Source organism: Rothia nasimurium, from assembly GCF_004569295.1.
GTDB lineage: Bacteria > Actinomycetota > Actinomycetes > Actinomycetales > Micrococcaceae > Rothia > Rothia nasimurium_B.
The window spans coordinates 1-20052 of sequence record NZ_SPQC01000020.1 but is presented as its reverse complement, the minus strand read 5'-3'; the positions used below and the strand labels follow the sequence as shown (position 1 = coordinate 20052).

Here is a 20052-nt window from a genome sequence, read left to right as displayed (position 1 = left end):
CCAGTCTAGTCGCCCTGGTCAATCCGCAAAAAGCCCTTTTCAAGCAGTTCGCGCATGTTACTGATTAATACTTGTCTGGGTTCTTCGGTTTCCCAGCCCAGCAGGGCAGCTAGGGCACCGACGATTTGGCCAGCGGTCAGTTCCCCGTCGCAGGCGGAGACAAAGCCGGAGGTCTCTGTGGTTTCTAGGATGGTACGGCGCAGCCCGGCACCTGCACGCAGCAGGATCACGGAGGGGTGCTCGGAGCCGGGGGTGGCATGGCGTTCTTCGGTCACGTCCTCGGCAACAACCAGGTATTTCTCTAACAGGTCAGCATCGCTCAGGTCCGTGACCTGATCAAAGTGCTCCACCGCCTCGGTGATAAAAGGGGCGATAGGTTGCTGGATGGGGTAGGTGATTTCTTCGAAGCGGTGCAGGCGCTCCCCTGCGGACGCCGGGTTCGGCTTACGCAGCCAGATCATGCCAAACCCGATAGAGCCAACCCCGCGGGAGGCGAAGTCGCGCAAGTAGGCGGTGTAGGCGGCTTCAAAGTGGGCGGGGTCGCGGTTTTCGCTGGCGTCGCGCAGCCAGGTTTCGGCGTACTGTTCTGGTTCAAGTACCTCGCGCTGGATGAACCAGGCTTCGGTTTCCTCCCCCACCCAGGCGCGGGGGCGGTCTGCCCAGTCGGCGGGGCCGTCCTGCCCGTCAACGGGGATTTCCCAGTTACCCAGCATCTGGGCGCGCCCACCGGGGGCGAGCACGGTGGGTAGCTGCTGCACCAGGGTTGAGACGATACCGTCCCCTGCCATGCCGCCGTCGCGGTAGGTGAATTGGTCTTCGGGGCTCTCATGGTCGCTGCGCGGGGTGATAACAAAGGGCGGGTTAGATACCACCAGGTCGAAGGTTTCACCAGCAACCGGTTCGAGCAGGGAGCCCAAGCGCAAGCTCACACGCTCTTCGAGGTTGGCCACATCAAGGTTCAGGGCGGACGCATTGAGCAGCAGGTTAAAGCGGGTAAAGACCAGGGCACGCTCAGAAATATCGGTAGCGGTCACGTAGCGGGTATGGGCCAGCAGGTGGAAGACCTGGATGCCGCAGCCGGTGCCCAAATCAAGGGCCCGGTCTACGGGGGTTCGCTCGGTTAGCTGGGCCAGGGTAAGGGAGGCATGTCCGATACCCAGCACGTGGTCCTTACGCAGGACGCCGGGGCGCTGGTGGGCGCCCAAATCGCTGGCTACAAAGAGTTCGGTTCCATCGTCTGCGGCATGCGGCCGCAGGTCTACGGCAGCCTGCACCAAGCCCTCCTCGGTGGGCTCCGCCAGCCCCAGATTCAGCAGCAGGTCCAGACTACCTGCCCCCAGGGCGTCCTCAAGGTCCCCACCGGGCAGGGCAGTACCAAAGAGGAAGAAGCGCACCAGCTGGGCCAGGTTCCGCTGGGCGGTGGTAAAGGTTTCTGATGTAGCGTCCTGCCCCAGAATCTGGCTCACCCGGTAGAGGCCGGGCACCACCTGGTCGCGGGTCATGGCCTCAAAAGCGCGGGACCCCAGCAGCTCCTCGATACCGTCGTAGGTGTAGTTAAGCTCGGTCAGGGCAGTGTGCAGGCGGGTGAGGGCGGCAGTATCGGCGCTGACGGGGGCACCGGGAACACGAGAAAAATCAGAAGTCATCACGCTCTCTATTTAACCGTATGAGCGGTACGGTAGAGACATGTTATTTGCATTCTCTGTAGCCCCCACCGGCGGCGGCGACCCGTCCGGGTCCGTGCACGACGCCGTTGCAGAAGCCGTCCAGATTGTCCGCGATTCGGGCCTGCCCCACCGCACCGACGCCATGTTTACCACCATCGAAGGTGACTGGGACGAGTGCATGGCCGTCATCAAAGCAGCCACCGAAGCCGTTGGAAAGTACGGCAACCGGGTCTCTCTCGTGCTCAAAGCCGATATTCGCCCAGGTCACGACTCAGGCGAACTCACAGGCAAACTCGACCGCCTCGAAGATGCCATCGCCCGCAGAGCTGAGGGCTAGCTTCTAGGTAGACACCTAGCTAACAGGTTCTTGAACCAAGAGATAATAATCAAGGTGATTTTTTCTAGAGGTCTAGGTTATATTTACCTTATAGCAAATGCAGAAAAAATTGCCGAACTGGAAAAGTCCATCGCTGTCTGGAAGGAAAAGGCCGCTAACGGTGGTCCCGCCTTCATCGCAGAGATTATCGAGAAGCTTGAGGCCGAACTGGTCGTAGAGCAGAACTCCTAAAGATTTTTCCCTTCGGTATTACCACACCAGTTCAACCGTTATCCAGGGGCGCGCAAGCGCACATACTTTAGAGAGAAATACCTCCCGCATATCGCACTGCGGGAGGTATTTTTTGTCTCTTTAGGCGGCCTGCGGGCTTGTTACAGCCTGCCAGAGATACATACGGTAGTTCTCGTCGGTTATTTCACCGGGCCCGTACACTTCTAGGCAGACGCCGGTAGGCTCCAGCCCCTTCGAGGGGATAAAGGTACTGGCCAGGTGGTTGAAGCCTGCCTTGATATGGGCAGGGGGGACGCCCGGGGTAATGGCCCCCTGCACCAGGACGGTAGCGTACATAGCGGCCGGTACCATCACGCCGGTCAGCCCCAGGGCCGCGACGTCCTTAATACCGCCGGGCACCATGAAACCCGCCGTGTAGGTAAAACCGGTATCGTCGGCGTCCGGCATTACGACGCCCACCTTCTGCAGCTTTTCTACCGCAGCCAGGCGCTGGGCGGCCAGGTCACCCCCGCCCGACTCAAGTGTGCTGTAGAGGCGTTCCCACCAGGAGCCGAAGTCGCTCTCTTCGGTCGCCGGGTCGGTAACACCGGCGACTATAAAGGTGCCGTACTCAATCAGAGCTGTTTCGTAGGCCGGGGTTTTCTGCTCACTCATGCTGACGTTGCCGCAGCCTCGCGCTCAGCCTCTGCCTTGGCCTGGCAGTCGGGGCACAGGAGCACTAGGTCGCGCACGCCGTCCACATCGAGGTTGACGAAGGTGTTAGCCTTAGCGCCGCAGTGTTCGCACTCGCCGATCGTGACGGTGTCGGGTGAGAAGTTCATGTGCTGGCGCTTGTCGAAGATGTAGAGTGAGCCCTCCCAGAGGCCAGAGTCGCCGTACTTTTCGCCGTAGCGCACGATGCCGCCGTCGATCTGGTAAATCTCTTTGAAGCCGCGGTTCTTCATCAGGGCCGAAAGAATTTCGCAGCGGATACCGCCGGTGCAGTAGGTAATGACGGGCTTGTCTTTGAGGTCATCGTACTTGCCCGATTCGATCTCTTGAATGAAATCGTGGGTGGTGCGCACATCGGGCACAATGGCGTTCTTGAACTTGCCGATTTTTGCTTCGAAGGCATTGCGGCCGTCGAAGAAGACGACCTCGTCGCCGCGTTCTTCAACTAGCTTGTTCACTTCTTCAGGCTTCAGGTGTACGCCGCCGCCCACCACACCGTTTTCATCGACGATGAGTTCATCGGGGGTACCGAAGGCGACGATCTCGTTGCGGGCCTTCACCGAGAGGCGGGGGAAGTCGCTAGCGCTACCGTCAGACCACTTGAGTTCGAGCTTTTCGAAGCCCGGGTACTGGCGGGTAGTCTTACCGTACTGTTTCAGGGCGTTGATGTCGCCGCCCAGGGTACCGTTGATGCCATGCTTAGAGATCAGGATGCGGCCGGTCAGGCCCAGCTTCTCGCAGAGGGCACGCTGCCACAGCATCACGGCCTTGGAGTCGGTCACAGGGGCGAAGCAGTAGTAGAGGATAATTTTTTCTTGAGACACACCCCTATTTTAGACCTTATGCCTCTCGGCCGGGCGGCAATCAACGCTCCTAGCCCAGGCGGAAGCGGCGCCCGGTCATTTTCTGCGGGGTCAGCTCCACAAACTCCAGCTTCTCGGTATCGAGCCAAGGCTCAAGGTTGAGCTTGCCAACGTAGTCAATTTCGCGGGTTTCGGTCAGCAGACGGGCGGTGGCAAAGACATTGACCGAGTAGGCGTGACTGCCCTCGGCCCGGTCGAACTGCACGGTTACTTTCTCGTTCATCAAAAGCTGGGTGAGCTTGCTACCGGAAGCGGTTCGGAAGAAAATGCGAACCCCGTCGGTCACAATGTTGAGCGGGGTGATGTGCACGTAGCCGTCCTCACCTACCGTACCCAGACGGGCAAACCGGGTGCCTTCAAGCAGCTCCCAAATCTGCTCTTCGGTGAGAACCGTGACCACAGGCTCCTGCTCGGTGGCCTTCTTACCCTGAATGTTCATTGGAATACTCATAGAGCCCATTATCCCACCCCTTATAGTGCAGGTCACAGATAATGGGGCAGAAAGAGCAAATATTTACTCCCGCCCTCGCGGTGCCATAATAGACGGGTGCCTACCGATGCCCTTCCCCCGCGCTCACACCCAGCCGGAGCCCAGTCCACTCACGCTCCTCAGCCCGGTGAGCTGGCTGTGGTGCTTGACCAGCTGGGGCTGGCTTCCTTACCTGAGCAGGTCACCCATGTGCGCACCCTACCTGTCCGGCGCGCAGAAACTGCCCCCTGGCCATCCTGGGCCCACCCGCGGGTGGTCGAGGCCTACCAGAACCTAGGGGTTGCCGAGCCCTACCTGCACCAGGTGCAGGCGGCGACGGCTGCGCACGACTCCCCCGGCAACCGGCACGTTATTCTGGCAACGGGAACCGCCTCGGGTAAGTCCCTGGCCTACCAGCTACCCGCCCTCGACGCTATCTACCGGGGTGAATTCGAAGCCCAGGCTAGCGGCTTTGATTCAGGGCGGGCAACGGCCCTCTATCTCTCCCCCACCAAGGCCCTAGCAGCAGACCAGCTGGCCTCCCTGCGCAACTTAGGACTTCCCGGGCTCGTGGCCGAGAGCTACGACGGTGACACCCCGCAGGCCGACCGCCGCTTTATTCGCGAGCGCGCCAACTTTATTCTGGCTAACCCGGATATGCTGCACCACGCTATCTTGCCCAATCATGCCCGCTGGTCTGGTTTTTTGCGCAAGCTCAAGTATGTGATTGTGGATGAGGCCCACGGCTACCGGGGCGTCTTTGGGGCCCATGTTTCTCTGCTGATGAGGCGATTGCGGCGGGTGTGCCGCTACTACGGTGCCACCCCGGTGTTTATTGGGGCATCTGCTACCAGTGCGGAGCCTGCTGAGTCTTTTGCCCGGCTGATTGGGTCGCGGCCCACCGCGGTTACTGCGGTAACTGAGAGTACCGCTCCGCGCGGTGCTACCCATGTGCTCTTGTGGGAGCCGGAGTTTACCGATGCGGCTGCGGTCAAGGATAAGCTCTCTGCCCACGCCAACGGTGTGAGCGTTCGGCCCGGTGCCCAGGGCAATGGTGCGGGTGAGAACGGGGCGCCGGTGCGTAAGTCGGTTATTACCCAGAGCGCTGAGATGCTCACTGACCTGGTGGTAAACCGTACCCGCACGATTTCCTTTATTAAGTCCCGTCGCGGGGCTGAAGCTATCGCTCAGACCGCTGGCCGCTATCTCGATGAGGTTGAGCCCGGCCTTTCTGCCCGTATCGCAGCCTACCGGGCAGGCTACCTGCCCGAGGAGCGGCGGGCTCTTGAGGCTAGCCTACGCCGGGGGGAGATTCTGGGCGTAGCCTCGACCAACGCCCTGGAGCTGGGTATTGATATTGCGGGGCTGGATGCCGTATTGGTGGGCGGATGGCCGGGGACGCGGGCGTCCTTCTACCAGCAGATAGGGCGAGCGGGCAGGGCAGGGCAGGACGCTTTTGCCGTCCTGATTGCTAGCGAAGACCCCCTCGATACCTACCTGGTGCACCACCCCGAAGATATCTTTGACCGGCCGGTTGAAAAAACCATTTTCGACCCTGAGAACCCCTATGTGCTTAGTCCGCATCTGTGTGCTGCGGCAGCTGAGATTCCCCTGCGCCGGGAGGAGCTCATGGTCTTTGGGCGCACCACCGAGGCGCTGTTGGGCCGTCTGGTGGAGCAGGGCTACCTGCGGCAGCGGGCCACCGGCTGGTTCTGGCCCCATCCCGAGTCTGCCAGTGATTTTGTGAACCTGCGTGGGGGTGGTTCTCCCCTGCAGATTATTGACTGCGAAACGGGTGCTGTGATTGGCAGTATGGACGACGGCCACGCCCACTCCCAGGGGCACCCCGGCGCTATTTACACTCACCGGGGCAAGACCTATGTGGTGGAAGATCTTGATGAGGACAACAAGGTTATTGCGGTCTCTGCGGTGAGCCCCGATTATTACACCCAGTCTCGTGATATCACCGAAGTTACCGTGCTGGGTGCTGAGGAAACGCGGCAGCAGGGGCAGGTATCGTTGAACTACGGCAGGGTGCGGGTCCGGTCCCAGGTGGTGGGCTACCAGCGGAAGTCCCTGGTGGGCCAGCAGGTTCTGGGTGATGAGCCGCTTGACCTTGCCCCGCAGGAGCTTCAGACCAGGGCTATCTGGTGGGCTATGCCAGCTACCCTGTTGCACGCTGCAGGTATTCATGAGAGGGATATCCCCGGGGCTCTGCATGCAGCTGAGCACGCTGCTATTGGCTTGCTCCCCCTGGTAGCTACCTGCGACCGGTGGGATATCGGTGGTTTATCGACCGCCTTTCATATCGATACCGAACAGCCCACGATTTTCGTCTACGACGGCCACCCTGGTGGGGCTGGCTTTGCCGAGCGGGGCTTTGAGCAGGTGGGCCACTGGTTGCGGGCCACTCTCGATACGATTTTGGCCTGCGAGTGCGAGCTGGGCTGCCCTTCGTGTGTACAGTCCCCCAAGTGCGGTAACCGGAACGAGCCCCTGCATAAGGCGGGTGCAGCCCGGCTTTTAGCTGCCCTGCTCGTTGAAGCCGATGAACTCACTGATGAAGAGCGCAGAAGACTACTCAAGCCCTTAGGCCCGGTGGTTAAAAGCCAGGTAGCTGGGGAAACAGGAGCCGAGAGTTACGCGGTGGGGCACCGGGCGGAGGGGAAACCTACCCCGGTGAGTGTAGCTGAGTCTTTGACCGGCTTCGACGTTACCGACGACCCCTTCTAGCCTTGATATAGCGAGCGGGGCTGGCCTCGGTTATCAGGAAGCAGGTGGCCCAGCCCGGGATAGACCCTCAGCAGGGCCGAGGAAGGCAAAGGGGCCAGTGATATCAACGAGGGTGCGGACGTCCACCGTCCCACCCAACCCGGAGGGCTGGCTGCAGCCACCCAGCTGAGCCCCGTTGGATTGGACAACACGCTCGGCTACCGCGCAGGGCTCCCCGGGAGCAAGGCCACGGGCTGCGTCCGCTGCGGCAAGGGCGGCTAGATCCGCTGCTGCCGCTGCTCGGTGCTGCGCGGTAATGACCCCAATGAGTCCGGCGCAGGTAGCCCCGAGAATAAGAAGAGCGCAGACCAGGCCCACCGTGGCAACGGTGCTGCTCCCCCGCTCAGAGTCGGTGGACTGCTCAGTGTCAGTGGGCCGTTTAGCCCCGGTAAACGCCATCATGGGCTGCCACCTTCTGACGCAGGGCCTTGCTCCGTGAGGGCCCGGGCATCGGCGGTAAGCGTCCAGCCGCTGACCTTTCCCATAACTCCCGGAGCCTGCCTGCTCACCGTTACGACCGTCATGTCGTCGTTCTGAGCCAGGGTGACGGTAGCTGCGGGGTCTATCTCCTGCACGATGCGGGTTACGGTCTCGGCTGTTTCCCCGCGGGCTGCTGCCCGGGCTCCCAGGCGAGCGCCCTCTTCCAGTTTGAGCTGCACGATGCCGGTTGCGGCAGCTCCCAGCACCAGGGCCAGAACGAATACAAGAGCCGGGAGTATGACCGCAAACTCGGCGGTGCTTGACCCTCTCTCATCTTCTGTTGCAGCTAGGGTCTGCACGGTATCACCACCTTATATAGTGCTGAGGGTTCCAGGGCTTTCAGGTATCGATTATGGATTTTCCTGTCTCTGTACCCGGGCAGTTCAGCCCGGGTACAGAGACAGAAGGCGGTCTATGCTCCGGTTGAGAGGGCTGTTTGCACCAGCCCCAGCAGCATCTGGCGGACTTCTTCAGATTTGAGGATGACCACGAGCAGACCTGCAAAGCCTACGGCCGCTAACATGACGATTCCGTACTCGGCGGTCGTAGCGCCCGCTTCGGGGTCGTCGAGACCGGCCTGAAAGACCTGGCCTTCTGCAAGGTCCGGGGCACTTGCCCGCTGCTGGAAGTGCTTCTCAGGTGCAAGCAGGTTCTCTCCCTGGCGGGAGAGCTTGCTGCCAACGACAGGTGATGTGGGGTGAGTGTTCGACACGGTTTCCTCCTTGATGTGGCGCTCCTCGGCAGCCTTGCCGAAGCGCTGTGTTCTTTCGGGTGAGCTCGGGTGAAGACGGGGTAAGGGGCGGGTTGAGGTAGTGAGAAAGACGCCGGGGCCTTCACCCGAGGTACCTGTAGCTTTCCAGTCGCCTGAGATGGCGTAAAGAGAAGTGTTACCTGTGGATAAAGGCAGCGGGTCTGCTCTCCTGTCTTTTTAGGTAGCAAGGCTCCCGGCCTCCGCTTCAGCGGTGCAGCCGTGACACCTTTATGACGCCTCGGAGCCCTCCACCGGGCGCCTGTGGACAACCTGTCCGTACCGCCTGCCCGCTTCTAAAAAAGCGCCGGAAACAGGGCGATGAGAACGGGCACCACTCCCAGGCAGATAAAGGACGGTAGCGAGCAAGCTCCCAGCGGCACCACCAGTTTGACGCTCAGCCGGGTAGCTGACTTCTCGTAGGCCCGTTGCCGGTGGCGGCGCTGCCGCTGGGCCAGTACCCTCACCAACTGGGCGCTCGGTGCACCCGTGCTCAGCGTCAGCCCCAGTGCCTCATATAGGCCAAGGAGCCCTGGGGCAACCGGCTGCTCCCAGGCGTCCGCCCAGCTCTTCCCCTGATAGAGGCGCTCCACCACAGCGGTCAGTTCCGCCTCGTATCTGCCTTCTTCAAGCTGGCCCAGCTGGTGCAACACCGCAGGGATCGAAAGCCCTGCCGCGAGCATGGTCGCCGCCATATCCAGGTAGAGGGCAGCATCTAGTTCAGGAGCGGACGCCCGGGGCTGCTTCTCCGCTCTCGGTAAAGCCAGCATCACTGCCCCTCTTCCGCACGGCGAATCAGGCGGGCCGTCCAGCGGTTGCCGCACCAGGCCAGCGCCAGCCCCAGGCACCCGGCAAGAGCTCCGGGAACTGAGCCTAGAAGAACCCCTAAGGGATCCGTACCCATCAGGATCCCCAGCCCCAACCCCACAAAAGGCAGCCAGGAAAGGATTCGCCCGGTAGCCCGCGGCCCGCTCAAAGCCGTCTCCCGCTGCTGGCGCAAATCAATTTCCGTCTCCAGGTAGCGGGCTAGGCGCTCAAACACCTGGGCTAGTGAGGCGCCCGTCCGCTCCCCCACCTGCCAGCAGGCTGCCACCCTGGCGGCTCCCTGTCTCACGCTCTCGCGCAGCTCAGCCTGCCCGGCAGCCTTCAGATACACACCGGCTAGGGGCAGGCCCTTCTGAGCTTGAGCGCTTGCGGTCTCAAAAAGCTGGGCCATCTGGGCCCGGGCACCTTCGAGGCCCTGCTGCTGACGCGCGGACAGCCGCAGCTTTCCCACAATTGGGAGCAGGCCGGATTTCTGTTCGGTACGCTCCTCCTGTTCTAGCCCTACCAGATAGGCCGCCACGTGGGTGCAGGCCTGCGCCGGGGAGCACCCCGCGCGCAGCAGGGCGGCAAGACGCCAGATGGCATCGGGCCATAGCTCCAGCTCTTCTAAACCCACAGAATCGCTGCGAGCCCCAAGACTTTTCAGACTATCGACCGGCATTAGGCACCCATTCCTGCGCTCTGAGGCAGCCCGGCTGCCTGCTGGAGCTCTTCACTACCGGGGTGCCAGCGCAGGTAGGTGCCACGGCGGCGCGGCTCCACGGTACAGACCGGCTCAACGGCAAGGTTGTGCCCGCCTACCAGCCGGTAAACCCCGCGTACCATACGGTGCTTACCCTCGCGTTCAAGGTGCACAATATAATCCAGTGCTGTCGCAGCCTGTAGGGCCACAGCCTGGCCACTTACCCCAGCGAGGGCCCCCATGGCGTAAAGCCGGGCAGGCACAGACCCTGCTGAGTTAGCGTGCACCGTGGTACCGCTTCCGGAGTGGCCGGTGTTCATAGCCGTCAGCATGTCCATGACCTCAGCACCGCGGCACTCACCCACCACCAGCCGACTGGGCCGCATACGAAGGGCCTGCCGAATCAGCTCGGCAAGCCCCACCTCGCCCTGGCCTTCGGCGTTAGCTGCCCGGGCCTGCAGGCTCACAGTATGCGGGTGATCTAGGCGCAGTTCAGAAGTATCTTCTACCAGCAGTAGCCGCTCACCGGCGTCCGCCTCCTGCAGCAGGGCACCCAGCAGGGTGGTCTTGCCGGTACCCGTTCCCCCGCTGACCAGCAGATTAGCCCGCGAGCGCACCAGCTGCCGCAGCACCTGCTCCAACTCGCGCCCCATCATGCCGCGCTCTTGTAGTTGCCGTAAGGACGGGCGCTGGGCCGGTTGCAGGCGCAAGGAGAGCAGGGTGCCGGAGCGGCTCAGGGGCGGAAGCAGGGCGTGGATGCGGATTCCCTGCTGGGTTTGGACGTCGGCAGCCGGGTAGGCGTCGTCCAGGCGGCCACCTGCCGATAGAATCAGCCGGGTAGCAAGTGCCCGGACGGCTTCGTCGTCGGGGAAGGTAATGGCAGCCCGGTGCAGGGTACCGGCAGTCTCGTACCAGATATCCTGGGGGCCGTTAACGAAAATATCGGTCAGCCCTTCCCTGCTCACCAGGGGTGTGAGCGGGCCCAGGTCGGTCTCGGCCGGTTCTACCGCTAAGAGCGGCACATCATCGGGTAGGTCTGTGGGGAGGGGCTCAAAGAAACGGCGCCGCGACCGGCGCACACGCATCTCAGTATCGGGCATGGCTACCTTTCAGGGTAGGCCCCTGCCCCGGCATCTTTCTCTTGCCTCTCTTTATGCCACAGAAGAAGTGCCGTGTCTAGCCCTGTGAACAGCGCAAACGGCATAATAGAAAGATGTACATCGTACTTGGCCCAGCAACCTCACCCGGCGATACGCCCCTGTGGGAGGCCATTACGCTGAACGACACCAGCTCAGGCACCCACCGGACCTTCCCCTTCACTAAGCTCCCCGACTTTGTGCGGGCGGTAGAAGCCCAAAACCCGCACCGGGTGATCCGCTGGGCCTGGGCGGACGCCCGCGAGCTCATGCCCGCCCTGCTGGCAGCTGGCGTCTCACCGGCGTCCTGCCACGACCTGCGCCTTACCCAGCGAATCCTGCTCACCGCCGCCACCCGAGCCCAAAACCGGCTGCCCTACACGCCCACCATCGACCTCACCCCCGAACCCGCGCCCCCGGCAGGAGTGCTACCCGCCAGGCTACAAATCGAGGGGCAAACCTCCCTCTTTGACGACCTAGACCCAGCCTCCCCCGAACAGCACGAGGCCGCCGGTCCAACCGCGTCCGCCCTGCTCACCGAACTCCGTACCCAGCTAGAGGCCGTCGCCGCCTGCCCAGCCCCAGCCCGGCTCTCCCTCCTACTCGCCGCAGAATCCCAGGGCGCCCTCATCGCAGCCGAAATGAAGCACTACGGCATGCCCTGGAACCGCACCATCCACGAAAAAATCCTCGAACACGCCCTCGGCCCCCGCCCCACAGGCTACGACCGCCCCTACAAGATGGAGCGCCTCGCCACCCGCATCCGCGAAGAACTCGGCGCCCCCAACCTCAACCCCGACTCACCCCAAGAAGTCCTCAAAACCCTCCAGGCAGCCGGCCACTCAGTCACCTCCACCCGCAAATGGGAACTCACCGAATGGGCCAACGCCGTCCCCCACCTGCGCGAAGAACGCTGGCAGCTCGTCCGCCCCCTGCTCGACTACAAACGCCTCGCCCGCCTCTACACCGCCAACGGCTGGAACTGGCTCGACACCTGGGTAACCAACAACCGCTTCCACCCCACCTACGAAGTCGGCTCCGCCGCCACCGGCCGCTGGGGCGGGCACGGCGGCGGCGCCATGCAAATCCCCAAGGACGTCCGCCCCGCCATCCGCGCCGAAGAGGGCATGATACTCACCGTCGCAGACGCCGCCCAAATCGAACCGCGCATCCTCGCCGTCATGAGCGGCGACCGTGCCCTCGCCGTCGCCGGACGCGGCACCGACCTCTACCTCGGCATCGCCCACATCGGCGAACGCACCGGCAGCGTGCTCAACGACCGCTCCCACGCCAAAATCGCACTGCTGGCCGCCATGTACGGAGCCACCACCGGCGAAGGCGGACAACTCATGCCCCACCTCAAAAAAATGTTCCCAGCCGCTATCGGCCTCACCGAACGCGCTGCCGACGTAGGTCTCCGCGGCGGGCAGGTCACCACCTATCTGGGGCGTACCTCCCCCGCTCCCTCCCACGCCTGGTTCCAAGCCCAACGCAACCAGGTCACCGCTGCCGACGAACGTGCCGCCCGCTCAGCAGCCCGCGCCCACAGCCGCTTCACCCGCAACTTCGTTATCCAGGGAACCGCCGCCGAATGGGCCATCATCTGGATGGCCCAAATCCGCAAACGCCTCCGCACCGAACGCCGCTTCGGCAAACGCATGCAAACCCGCCTGGTCTACTTCCTCCACGACGAAATCATGCTCTACGGGCCAGTCGGCGAATCAGCCCGCGCCGCCGAAATTGTGCGCGAATCAGCGCAAGCCGCCGCCGAACTCATCTTCGGTCCCACCGACGTCGAATTCCCCGTCACCGTGGTCACCACCGACGATTATTCACAAGCTAAGTAGGGCAGATAAGGCAGGCGGACAGGCGCAGACAGACGCGGTTCGCCAGCTGACCCTCTCGGAGCTCGCGCAGAGCGCTCGCCCCGATTCACGCCAGACCCAGCCAGCTGGCTACACCGCGCCCGTCCTACTGCCCTGGCCGGTGTAGCAGATTTTAGCTTCCAGCTTCCCGGGTGCGCTTCTTATCCCAGGGCTCTTCCCAGCCCAGCTCTTCAAAGACACGGGAGAGCAGGTTGCCGGTGAAACCCCAGATGGTAAAGGGGGCGAAGTCGCCGGTCACCTCAAAAGCCGGGGACTTGTGCCTGGTCCGGCCGCGAGTCACCGTCATGGTCAGCCGGTTAGCCGGGTTCAGAAGGTCTGCCACCGGTACACGCACCACCAGGGTTGACTCGTTCCGGTCTACTGCCTCCACCGGGGTCGGCAAATCCCACCAGCCCAGTACGGGAGTCACCCGGTAATTACTGACCGGTAAATCAACCGCCGGGAGCTGACCCAGCAGGCGCACCCCCTCAGCCTGCAGGCCGGTCTCTTCCACAGCCTCCCGCAGGGCAGCTACCTGCTGGACGGTTCGGCCGGTACGGGCTGCCTCGTCGTAGTCCTCAGGGTCAATCCGCCCACCGGGTAGGGCAGGCTGACCGGCATGGTGGCGCAGGGCATCCGACCGCACCAGCACCAAGAGGTCAAGGTCCGAAGCAACCGTGCCGCACCCGGTATTCTGCGCCGGAGCCTCATCAAGCACCCCCATCAGCACCAGCACAGCGGCCTCTTTAACGGTGCCCGGGTCCATCTGCCCAATCGGCCACGAATCCTCGGGGCGCACAACGCTCGGGGCCCGTTCCGCCAACTCCTGCAGGGCTGCTAGGGCGGAGTGCTGTCCCGCTATCTCTTCCCCTGACATCTCTTCCCTAGGCACTGAGCGTCCACCCCTCTTCCCGCAGCTGGCGACGGGTAGCGCCCTGCACAAAGCGCAGGTGCAGGCGCTCGCGCCCCGGAGCCATCTCGTACTTGAGCAGTTTTTCTGCCGCCACCGGGTCGGTTTCACCGGCACCGTAGGCCGGGCAGAGGTCCGCAACGGGGCAGGCCCCGCAGGCCGGTTTTTGGGCGTGGCAGATACGGCGGCCGTGGTAGACCAGGCGGTGGGAAAGCCGCGTCCAGTCCTTGGGTTCAAACAGCTCAGCGACGTCGTGTTCGACCTTAACGGGGTCATCTTCGGTGGTGAAGCCAAAGCGGCGGGCTAGGCGGCCGAAGTGAGTATCGACGGTAAGACCCGGCTTGCCAAAGGCATTACCCAGCACCACGAAAGCGGTTTTTCGCCCCACCCCGGGGAGCTTCACCAGCTCCTCAAGCCTGCCCGGTACCTGCCCGCGGTAATCTGCCATCAGCTGGGCTGCCAGGTTCACGATTGCCTTGGCCTTGGAGCGGTAGAAGCCCAGGGGCCGCACGATGTATTCCACGTCTTCAATCCGCGCGGACGCCAGCGCCGCCGCATCGGGGTAGCGGGCAAAAAGTTCGGGGGTGGTGGCATTCACGCGCACGTCGGTGGTTTGAGCCGAGAGGACTGTAGCTACCAGGAGCTCAAAGGGATTATCAAAGTCGAGTTCGGCAACCGCATAGGGGTAGGTCTCCCCCAAAATACGGTTAATTTTGCGGGCGCGACGGGTGAGGGCTAGGGGGCTTTCGGTCTCACCATGAGCTGCCGCGCGGGCGTGCTTTCGGGCGGACGCGCGCGCTTTGGGCTCGGGTACAGAGCGGGTTTCAAGCTGGGCGAGCTCGTCAGGGCTAAGAGGTACATCGGCATGTAGGGGCATATACCCAAGCCTACCGCCGCCCGTCCTTGCGGCGCCCCGGTTAGCTGCCACCGGCGTCCTGATTTCGCGTAACACGAACGCACAAATTTGTGACTAGCGCTACAGGGTGCGCTAAGGTGAGAAAAAGTCCATTTGTGGCGCACATCAATGACGCGCCCCACAGAACAGGAAGGCAAACCATGACCGACACCCAGGACGTCTTCGCCCCCAGCGCCGAGTTCTCAGCCCAGGCCAATGCCCAGCCCGGCATTTACGAAGAAGCCAAAGAAAAAGGCACCGACTTTTGGGCAGAACAGGCCCGTAACCTGCTCACCTGGTACAAGCCCTTCACCGAAACCCTCGACTGGTCCAACCCGCCCTTCGCCAAGTGGTTCGCAGACGGCGAGCTCAACGCCTGCTACAATGCCGTAGACCGCCACGTCGAAGCAGGCAACGGCGACCGCACCGCCATCCTTTTTGAGGGTGAGCCCGGCGACACCAAGTCCTACACCTACGCAGAACTCAAGGACGAGGTCTCCCGTGTAGCCAACGGCATCGAATCCCTGGGTATTTCTAAGGGTGACCGCGTCGCTATCTACATGCCCATGATTGCCGAAGCTGTAATCGCTATGCTGGCCTGTGCCCGCATCGGCGCTGTGCACTCCGTGGTATTCGGCGGCTTCTCAGCCGACGCGCTGCTCTCCCGCATCGAGGACGGCGAAGCCAAGCTGGTCATCACCGCCGACGGCTCCTTCCGCCGCGGCAAGCCCTCCATGCTCAAGCCCGCTGTCGACACCGCCCTGGCCAAGGGTGGCTCCTCGGTTGAAAAGGTGCTGGTCGTCAAACGCAACGGCGAAGACATCAACTGGGTTGAGGGCCGCGACGTCTGGTGGCACGAGCTGGTTGCCGAACAGTCCACCGAGCACGAGCCCTCCCGCCAGAACGCCGAAGACCCCCTCTTCATCCTCTACACCTCCGGCACCACCGGCAAGCCCAAGGGTATTCTGCACACCACCGGCGGCTACCTGACCCAGGGCGCTTTCACCCACAAGAACATCTTCGACCTCAAGCCCGAAACCGACATTTACTGGTGCACCGCCGACGTCGGCTGGGTCACAGGCCACTCCTACGTCGCCTACGGCCCCCTGATTAACGGTTCCACCCAGGTCATCTACGAAGGCACCCCCGATGCCCCGCACCGCGGCCGCTTCTGGGAAATCGTGCAGAAGTACGGGGTGACCATCATGTACACCTCCCCCACCGCTATCCGCACCATGATGAAGTGGGGCGAAGACATCCCCGCCCAGTACGACCTGTCCACCCTGCGTGTGCTCGGCACCGTGGGCGAAGCCATCAACCCCGAAGCATGGCGCTGGTTCCACCGCGTCATCGGTGGCGGCAAGTGCCCCATCGTCGATACCTGGTGGCAGACCGAGACCGGCGCGATTATGGTCTCCCAGCTGCCCGGCATCACCGCAGCCAAGCCCGGCAGCGCCCAGCAGCCCATTCCCGGCATCACCATCGACGTGGTGGACGACCTGGGCGAGTCCCTACCCAACGAGCAGTCCGGCTTTCTGACCATCCGCGAGCCTTGGCCCTCCATGCTCCGCACCATCTGGGGCGACGACGACCGCTTCGTCGACACCTACTGGTCCCGCTTCGAAAACATGTACTTCGCTGGTGACGGCGCCAAGCGCGATGCCGACGGCGACCTCTGGGTCCTGGGCCGCGTGGACGACGTCATGAACGTCTCCGGCCACCGCCTCTCCACCCCCGAAATCGAATCGGCCCTGGTCTCCCACCCCGCCGTCGCCGAGGCAGCAGTTGTTGGTGCAGCCGACGAAACCACCGGCCAGGCCGTCATGGCCTTCGTCATCCTCAACGACGAAGCCAAGGCAGCAGAGCACGACGAGACCGAGCTGGCAGAGCAGATTCGTGCTCACGTGGGCGTTGAGATTTCCCCGATTGCCAAGCCCAAGCGCGTGCTGATTGTGGATGATCTGCCCAAGACCCGCTCCGGCAAGATTATGCGTCGTCTGCTCAAGGACGTCGCCGAAGACCGCCCGGTCGGCGACACCACCACCCTGGCAGACCCCACCGTCATGGAAACCATCGAGGCTAACTTCAAGAAGGGTTAGAACGCACGACACAACAGGATGAGGCCAGTGTTTTTGATTAAACGCCCGCCCCATTGTGCTCCATCTATGGCAGCAAGCTGGAGGCGGGCGTTTTCGTGTGAAAAACTAAAAGCTATGGCAACACCACAGACTGCACCACGACATATCTCCGTGATCAACGGACCCAACCTCAACCTGCTCGGCGTACGCAAACCCGAGATTTACGGGCACACCACCCTAGCCGATATCGAAGCCACTCTGCGCGCCCAAGCCGCTGAGCTGGGCTACGAAGTGAGCTTCATGCAGTCCAACCACGAGGGCGACCTCATCGACGCAATCCAGGCAGCCCGTACCGCGTCCGCCGGTATCATCATCAACCCGGCAGCCTACACCCACACTTCTGTGGCCCTGCATGACGCCCTGGAAGCAGCCGAACTGCCGGTCGTCGAAGTACACCTCTCTAACGTGCACAAGCGGGAGCCCTTCCGCCACCACTCCTACGTATCGCCCCAGGCGATCGCTGTGATTGCCGGTGCAGGTGCCCAAGGCTACGAGCTAGCCCTCACCTTCCTAGCCCGCCACCTGGGCTAGTCGCGCCCAGACCGCGAAGCCCTAGTTAGGTACGCACTGGCCGGTGGCAACCTCGGGTGAGGCAGCGCTGACCTGGGCCAGAGCCTCAAGAATTTGCGAGGCCGGAACAGCGTAGCCGGTCTGGCTCTGGGTCGACTTGGCAAAGACCATAGCCATGACCTGCCCATCCTCGGTGAGTACAGGGCCGCCCGAGTTGCCCTGCTGGACCTGGGCAGCTAGCTGGTAGACCAGACGGGAGGGGTTGGTTTCGCCGGTCTGCGAATTGATGGTTTGGGTGTAGCCGAGCCCCTGGACGATTGCGGCCCGGCTGGTGAAGGGGCCGCCGCCCGGGTAGCCCATAAAGGCAACCTCGGTGTCCGAAGCGACCTCGGCTCCGTTGACGGTCAGGGGGGCGAGGGCCAGGTCTGGGGCGCTGATAATGGCGATATCGCGTTCGGTGTCGTAGTAGACCACATCGCCGGTGACGGCCTGGCTGTCGCGGCTCAGCAGGGTTGGGGTGCTGACTCCCGCCACCACGTGGGCATTGGTGACGACCAGGCCGCCGTCCACCACGAAGCCCGAGCCCTCAGATGTGTAATTACAGGCCTGGGCTGCGCCCACGACCTGCACTACCGACCAGCCGGCTTCTTCCAGAGCGGCTGTTTCGATGGTGCCGAGCGGGGCGGACTGCTCAGGGTAAAGCGGCTGAGAAATCTCGGGCAGGCCGGTAGCCTGCACAATCTGGCCGCGGATTTCGGTGACCTTCTCCTGGGCGGACGCCGGGGTCACCTGCATCATCCAGGTCACCACCTTAGATTCCGCGGTAAGGGCAGTCACCGCGGGGATGCCCAGGGGGCGGACGACCAGCACCACGGTCACGATGACCAGCGAAGCCAGCACCATGTTGAGAACACCGCCTGCAAGTCGCTCTAGGCCGCGCAGGGGTGTGCGGTCGCTTGCCCTACGGATTGCGCTACCCAGGGTCATGCCCAGGGTCTGCCCCAGCACCAGGCAGGCGAGCACTGTCCCCAGTCCGGCAAGAAGGTGCCACCGCGAATTGACCTGGTTAATCACCCAGGGGGTAGCATAAATAGCGGCAGCTGCGCCCAGCACGAAACCTACGAAGGTGCCGAGGGTGACAAAGAGGCCCTGCCGTATACCGGCTAAAAAGTAGAGGGCGATAATAGCGATAATGACCCAGTCAAGTACGGTCATGACTCTCCATTCAACGGGGAGGGCCGAGCGGGCCTGGCTCCGCTATCTATCGCAGCGGCAAGACACACCGAGGCAAATAGAGCGGGCCCTGCCGGTGCTCAGCCCTCACAGGAATACCACAGCCTACACTCCCAACCTGAAAAAATAGGCGGAAACTAGGGAAAAATTCTCGGTGATGCACCCTATGCCCGCAGTCTTTGGGTATCGAAAGCACCAAATATCCTGTAGGCTCGTAATAGTTGAATAAGTCACAGATAAAAGTGCTGTGTGATGAACCAGGCAAAGACTATGCTTAGAAGTCTGCCCGCCCTGTACGTACAGGGCACCGCACTCGAATCGCCCTTTAGATCCACCATTTCAGGAGTAAAAGAGAACCATGGATATTGAAGTACTACGCCGTGCTCCGCTGTTCGCTTCACTCGACGACGAAGCCTTTGCAGCACTGACCGAAGACATCACCGAAGTTGACCTTTCACGCGGCGCCACCCTCTTCTACGAAGGCGACCAGGGCGACCAGCTCTACTTCGTTATCTCAGGCAAGATGAAGCTGGGCCGCACTGCCTCTGACGGTCGTGAGAACCTGGTAGCTATCATGGGCCCCGGCGAAATCTTCGGTGAGATGGCCCTGTTTGACCCCTCACCCCGTTCAACCAGCGCAACCGCTGTCTCTGAGACCCGCCTGGCAGGCGTGAAGCACGAGTCCCTGCGCAAGGCCATGGAGAAGTCCCCCAACATCTCCGCTCAGGTTCTGCAGGCTCTGGCCCGCCGCCTGCGCCGCACCAACGAGAACCTGGCCGACCTGGTCTTCTCAGACGTTCCCGGTCGCGTTGCCAAGGCCCTGCTTGACCTGGCTGACCGCTTCGGCCGTCCTGCTACCGACGGTGTGCTGGTTGCCCACGAACTGACCCAGGAAGAGCTGGCCCAGCTGGTCGGCGCTTCCCGTGAGACCGTCAATAAGGCTCTGGCCGAGTTCGTTTCCCGCGGCTGGATCCGTCTGGAAGCTCGCGCTGTGGTCATCCTCGACCTGCAGCGTCTGCGCCAGCGCTCCCGCTAAGGTGGGGCTGGCGTCCTGACTGCTCTCAATACTCTAAAACCGGGTGGTCAGCTAGAGCTGACCACCCGGTTTTTTGCACCTGCCCGGGGGCAGGGGGCGGACGCCGGTGGTTAGCGGGTCTGCCAGGTAAGGCCGTCGGATGAGGTGATGAGGGTGGTGCTGCTTGAGGGCACCCAGGCCGGGTAGCCAACTTCGAGGGTGTAGGTTTCGTTGGTGTAGTAGGCCTCTAACAGGTAGGAGGCGGCTGGGTCTAGCTCGTGGGTGGTCCAGGTAAGCCCGTTATCGGCGCTGGTCAGCAGTGTGGCCCCTTCGGCACGGGCTTGGCAGTAGACCAGAACTGTCTCGCTGAGACGCTGATGGCCGCAGAGCTCTAGGGATTTGGCTCCAACCGTAGAGATTTTTCCACCCATGAGCCAGTGGCCCCGGTCGGGGCTGTAGGTTGCGGCGTAGATGTCGTTGCTGTTGGCCAGAACCAGGCCGAAGGTTCCGCTCTCGTCGATGTCGGTGACGTTTTCAGCCTCAACCGGGGTGAGCGGGGTGGGAG

At 62.6% G+C, this 20052-nt stretch carries 21 protein-coding genes; 7 read left to right on the top strand and 14 right to left on the bottom strand.

Going from position 1 to position 20052, the window contains the following annotated elements; translation table 11 throughout:
• Positions 1 to 5: 5 nt before the first annotated feature.
• Complete coding sequence (locus E4U03_RS06710; protein ID WP_135012684.1) at positions 6 to 1646, bottom strand: DUF7059 domain-containing protein; 1641 nt, start codon at positions 1644 to 1646, stop codon at positions 6 to 8.
• Positions 1647 to 1686: 40 nt separating this feature from the next.
• Between E4U03_RS06710 and E4U03_RS06705 the strand changes: the two genes are divergently transcribed.
• Positions 1687 to 2004: a thiamine-binding protein gene (locus E4U03_RS06705; protein WP_135012683.1), complete on the top strand. Its 318-nt coding sequence runs from the start codon at positions 1687 to 1689 to the stop codon at positions 2002 to 2004.
• A 54-nt stretch (positions 2005 to 2058) separates the two neighbouring features.
• The gene (locus tag E4U03_RS12830) at positions 2059 to 2235 is read left to right on the top strand and encodes a hypothetical protein (protein ID WP_167752347.1); all 177 of its coding nucleotides are present in this window, start codon (positions 2059 to 2061) and stop codon (positions 2233 to 2235) included.
• A gap of 120 nt (positions 2236 to 2355) precedes the next feature.
• Here the strand turns inward: E4U03_RS12830 and E4U03_RS06700 are convergent, their stop codons facing one another.
• The 3 genes from E4U03_RS06700 to E4U03_RS06690 are packed head-to-tail and all read right to left on the bottom strand — an operon-like array spanning position 2356 to position 4260.
• A complete protein-coding gene (locus tag E4U03_RS06700; protein ID WP_135012681.1) occupies positions 2356 to 2889 on the bottom strand; it encodes a GyrI-like domain-containing protein in 534 nt (177 codons plus the stop codon).
• Entirely contained in the window at positions 2886 to 3770 is an 885-nt protein-coding gene (locus E4U03_RS06695; RefSeq protein WP_135012679.1) for a rhodanese-related sulfurtransferase, read from the bottom strand. Before E4U03_RS06695 ends, E4U03_RS06700 begins: the two co-directional genes overlap by 4 nt.
• A 49-nt stretch (positions 3771 to 3819) precedes the next feature.
• Complete coding sequence (locus tag E4U03_RS06690) at positions 3820 to 4260, bottom strand: pyridoxamine 5'-phosphate oxidase family protein (protein ID WP_228065974.1); 441 nt, start codon at positions 4258 to 4260, stop codon at positions 3820 to 3822.
• Between the two features lie 177 nt (positions 4261 to 4437).
• Here E4U03_RS06690 and E4U03_RS06685 point away from each other — a divergent pair, with 177 nt between their 5' ends.
• Positions 4438 to 7011, top strand: a complete 2574-nt coding sequence (locus E4U03_RS06685) for a DEAD/DEAH box helicase (protein WP_416220618.1) — start codon at positions 4438 to 4440, stop codon at positions 7009 to 7011.
• A gap of 33 nt (positions 7012 to 7044) precedes the next feature.
• Here the strand turns inward: E4U03_RS06685 and E4U03_RS06680 are convergent, their stop codons facing one another.
• The 6 genes from E4U03_RS06680 to E4U03_RS06655 form a co-directional block, all read right to left on the bottom strand.
• Positions 7045 to 7452, bottom strand: a complete 408-nt coding sequence (locus E4U03_RS06680; RefSeq protein WP_228065972.1) for an Rv3654c family TadE-like protein — start codon at positions 7450 to 7452, stop codon at positions 7045 to 7047.
• Positions 7449 to 7829 (bottom strand): TadE family type IV pilus minor pilin, encoded by a 381-nt coding sequence (locus E4U03_RS06675; protein WP_135012677.1) that lies wholly within the window; start codon positions 7827 to 7829, stop codon positions 7449 to 7451. Before E4U03_RS06675 ends, E4U03_RS06680 begins: the two co-directional genes overlap by 4 nt.
• Before the next feature lie 113 nt (positions 7830 to 7942).
• Positions 7943 to 8437 carry a DUF4244 domain-containing protein gene (locus E4U03_RS13740; protein WP_416220617.1) on the bottom strand — a complete coding sequence of 165 codons (495 nt, stop codon included), beginning with the start codon at positions 8435 to 8437 and terminating at the stop codon, positions 7943 to 7945.
• A gap of 137 nt (positions 8438 to 8574) precedes the next feature.
• A complete protein-coding gene (locus E4U03_RS06665; protein WP_135012675.1) occupies positions 8575 to 9048 on the bottom strand; it encodes a type II secretion system F family protein in 474 nt (157 codons plus the stop codon).
• On the bottom strand, positions 9048 to 9764 hold the full coding sequence (locus E4U03_RS06660; RefSeq protein ID WP_135012673.1) for a type II secretion system F family protein: 717 nt from the start codon (positions 9762 to 9764) through the stop codon (positions 9048 to 9050). The genes E4U03_RS06665 and E4U03_RS06660 overlap by 1 nt, the downstream gene beginning before the upstream one ends.
• Positions 9764 to 10885 (bottom strand): TadA family conjugal transfer-associated ATPase, encoded by a 1122-nt coding sequence (locus E4U03_RS06655; RefSeq protein ID WP_135012671.1) that lies wholly within the window; start codon positions 10883 to 10885, stop codon positions 9764 to 9766. The genes E4U03_RS06660 and E4U03_RS06655 overlap by 1 nt, the downstream gene beginning before the upstream one ends.
• A 113-nt stretch (positions 10886 to 10998) precedes the next feature.
• Between E4U03_RS06655 and E4U03_RS06650 the strand changes: the two genes are divergently transcribed.
• The gene (locus E4U03_RS06650) at positions 10999 to 12768 is read left to right on the top strand and encodes a bifunctional 3'-5' exonuclease/DNA polymerase (RefSeq protein ID WP_135012669.1); all 1770 of its coding nucleotides are present in this window, start codon (positions 10999 to 11001) and stop codon (positions 12766 to 12768) included.
• Positions 12769 to 12919: 151 nt separating this feature from the next.
• Here E4U03_RS06650 and E4U03_RS06645 read toward each other — a convergent pair whose 3' ends face one another.
• Together E4U03_RS06645 and nth are read right to left on the bottom strand one after the other, a co-directional pair.
• The gene (locus tag E4U03_RS06645) at positions 12920 to 13663 is read right to left on the bottom strand and encodes an NUDIX hydrolase (RefSeq protein WP_135012667.1); all 744 of its coding nucleotides are present in this window, start codon (positions 13661 to 13663) and stop codon (positions 12920 to 12922) included.
• A 7-nt stretch (positions 13664 to 13670) separates the two neighbouring features.
• Positions 13671 to 14573: an endonuclease III gene (gene nth / locus E4U03_RS06640; protein WP_135012665.1), complete on the bottom strand. Its 903-nt coding sequence runs from the start codon at positions 14571 to 14573 to the stop codon at positions 13671 to 13673.
• 179 nt (positions 14574 to 14752) lie between these two features.
• Between nth and acs the strand changes: the two genes are divergently transcribed.
• Positions 14753 to 16690 (top strand): acetate--CoA ligase, encoded by a 1938-nt coding sequence (acs, locus tag E4U03_RS06635; protein ID WP_135012663.1) that lies wholly within the window; start codon positions 14753 to 14755, stop codon positions 16688 to 16690.
• Positions 16691 to 16804: 114 nt separating this feature from the next.
• Positions 16805 to 17260 carry a type II 3-dehydroquinate dehydratase gene (gene aroQ, locus E4U03_RS06630; protein WP_135012661.1) on the top strand — a complete coding sequence of 152 codons (456 nt, stop codon included), beginning with the start codon at positions 16805 to 16807 and terminating at the stop codon, positions 17258 to 17260.
• Between the two features lie 21 nt (positions 17261 to 17281).
• Here the strand turns inward: aroQ and E4U03_RS06625 are convergent, their stop codons facing one another.
• Positions 17282 to 18454: a MarP family serine protease gene (locus E4U03_RS06625; RefSeq protein ID WP_135012659.1), complete on the bottom strand. Its 1173-nt coding sequence runs from the start codon at positions 18452 to 18454 to the stop codon at positions 17282 to 17284.
• 376 nt (positions 18455 to 18830) lie between these two features.
• Here E4U03_RS06625 and E4U03_RS06620 point away from each other — a divergent pair, with 376 nt between their 5' ends.
• Positions 18831 to 19508 (top strand): Crp/Fnr family transcriptional regulator, encoded by a 678-nt coding sequence (locus E4U03_RS06620; RefSeq protein ID WP_083091991.1) that lies wholly within the window; start codon positions 18831 to 18833, stop codon positions 19506 to 19508.
• Positions 19509 to 19618: 110 nt separating this feature from the next.
• Here E4U03_RS06620 and E4U03_RS12825 read toward each other — a convergent pair.
• A partial coding sequence (locus E4U03_RS12825; protein WP_209304136.1) for a hypothetical protein occupies positions 19619 to 20052 on the bottom strand: 434 nt, incomplete at its 5' end.

Excerpts from the sequence above, each read along its gene's own strand:
- E4U03_RS06655 (WP_135012671.1), bottom strand. The coding sequence starts at position 10,885 with ATGCCCGATACTGAGATGCGTGTGCGCCGGTCGCGGCGCCGTTTCTTT.
- acs (WP_135012663.1), top strand. The coding sequence starts at position 14,753 with ATGACCGACACCCAGGACGTCTTCGCCCCCAGCGCCGAGTTCTCAGCC.
- E4U03_RS06650 (WP_135012669.1), top strand. The coding sequence starts at position 10,999 with ATGTACATCGTACTTGGCCCAGCAACCTCACCCGGCGATACGCCCCTG.
- E4U03_RS06665 (WP_135012675.1), bottom strand. The coding sequence starts at position 9,048 with ATGCTGGCTTTACCGAGAGCGGAGAAGCAGCCCCGGGCGTCCGCTCCT.
- E4U03_RS06700 (WP_135012681.1), bottom strand. The coding sequence starts at position 2,889 with ATGAGTGAGCAGAAAACCCCGGCCTACGAAACAGCTCTGATTGAGTAC.
- E4U03_RS06625 (WP_135012659.1), bottom strand. The coding sequence starts at position 18,454 with ATGACCGTACTTGACTGGGTCATTATCGCTATTATCGCCCTCTACTTT.
- E4U03_RS06645 (WP_135012667.1), bottom strand. The coding sequence starts at position 13,663 with ATGTCAGGGGAAGAGATAGCGGGACAGCACTCCGCCCTAGCAGCCCTG.
- E4U03_RS06620 (WP_083091991.1), top strand. The coding sequence starts at position 18,831 with ATGGATATTGAAGTACTACGCCGTGCTCCGCTGTTCGCTTCACTCGAC.
- E4U03_RS06690 (WP_228065974.1), bottom strand. The coding sequence starts at position 4,260 with ATGAGTATTCCAATGAACATTCAGGGTAAGAAGGCCACCGAGCAGGAG.
- E4U03_RS06680 (WP_228065972.1), bottom strand. The coding sequence starts at position 7,452 with ATGATGGCGTTTACCGGGGCTAAACGGCCCACTGACACTGAGCAGTCC.
- nth (WP_135012665.1), bottom strand. The coding sequence starts at position 14,573 with ATGCCCCTACATGCCGATGTACCTCTTAGCCCTGACGAGCTCGCCCAG.
- E4U03_RS06710 (WP_135012684.1), bottom strand. The coding sequence starts at position 1,646 with ATGACTTCTGATTTTTCTCGTGTTCCCGGTGCCCCCGTCAGCGCCGAT.
- E4U03_RS06705 (WP_135012683.1), top strand. The coding sequence starts at position 1,687 with ATGTTATTTGCATTCTCTGTAGCCCCCACCGGCGGCGGCGACCCGTCC.
- E4U03_RS06660 (WP_135012673.1), bottom strand. The coding sequence starts at position 9,764 with ATGCCGGTCGATAGTCTGAAAAGTCTTGGGGCTCGCAGCGATTCTGTG.
- aroQ (WP_135012661.1), top strand. The coding sequence starts at position 16,805 with ATGGCAACACCACAGACTGCACCACGACATATCTCCGTGATCAACGGA.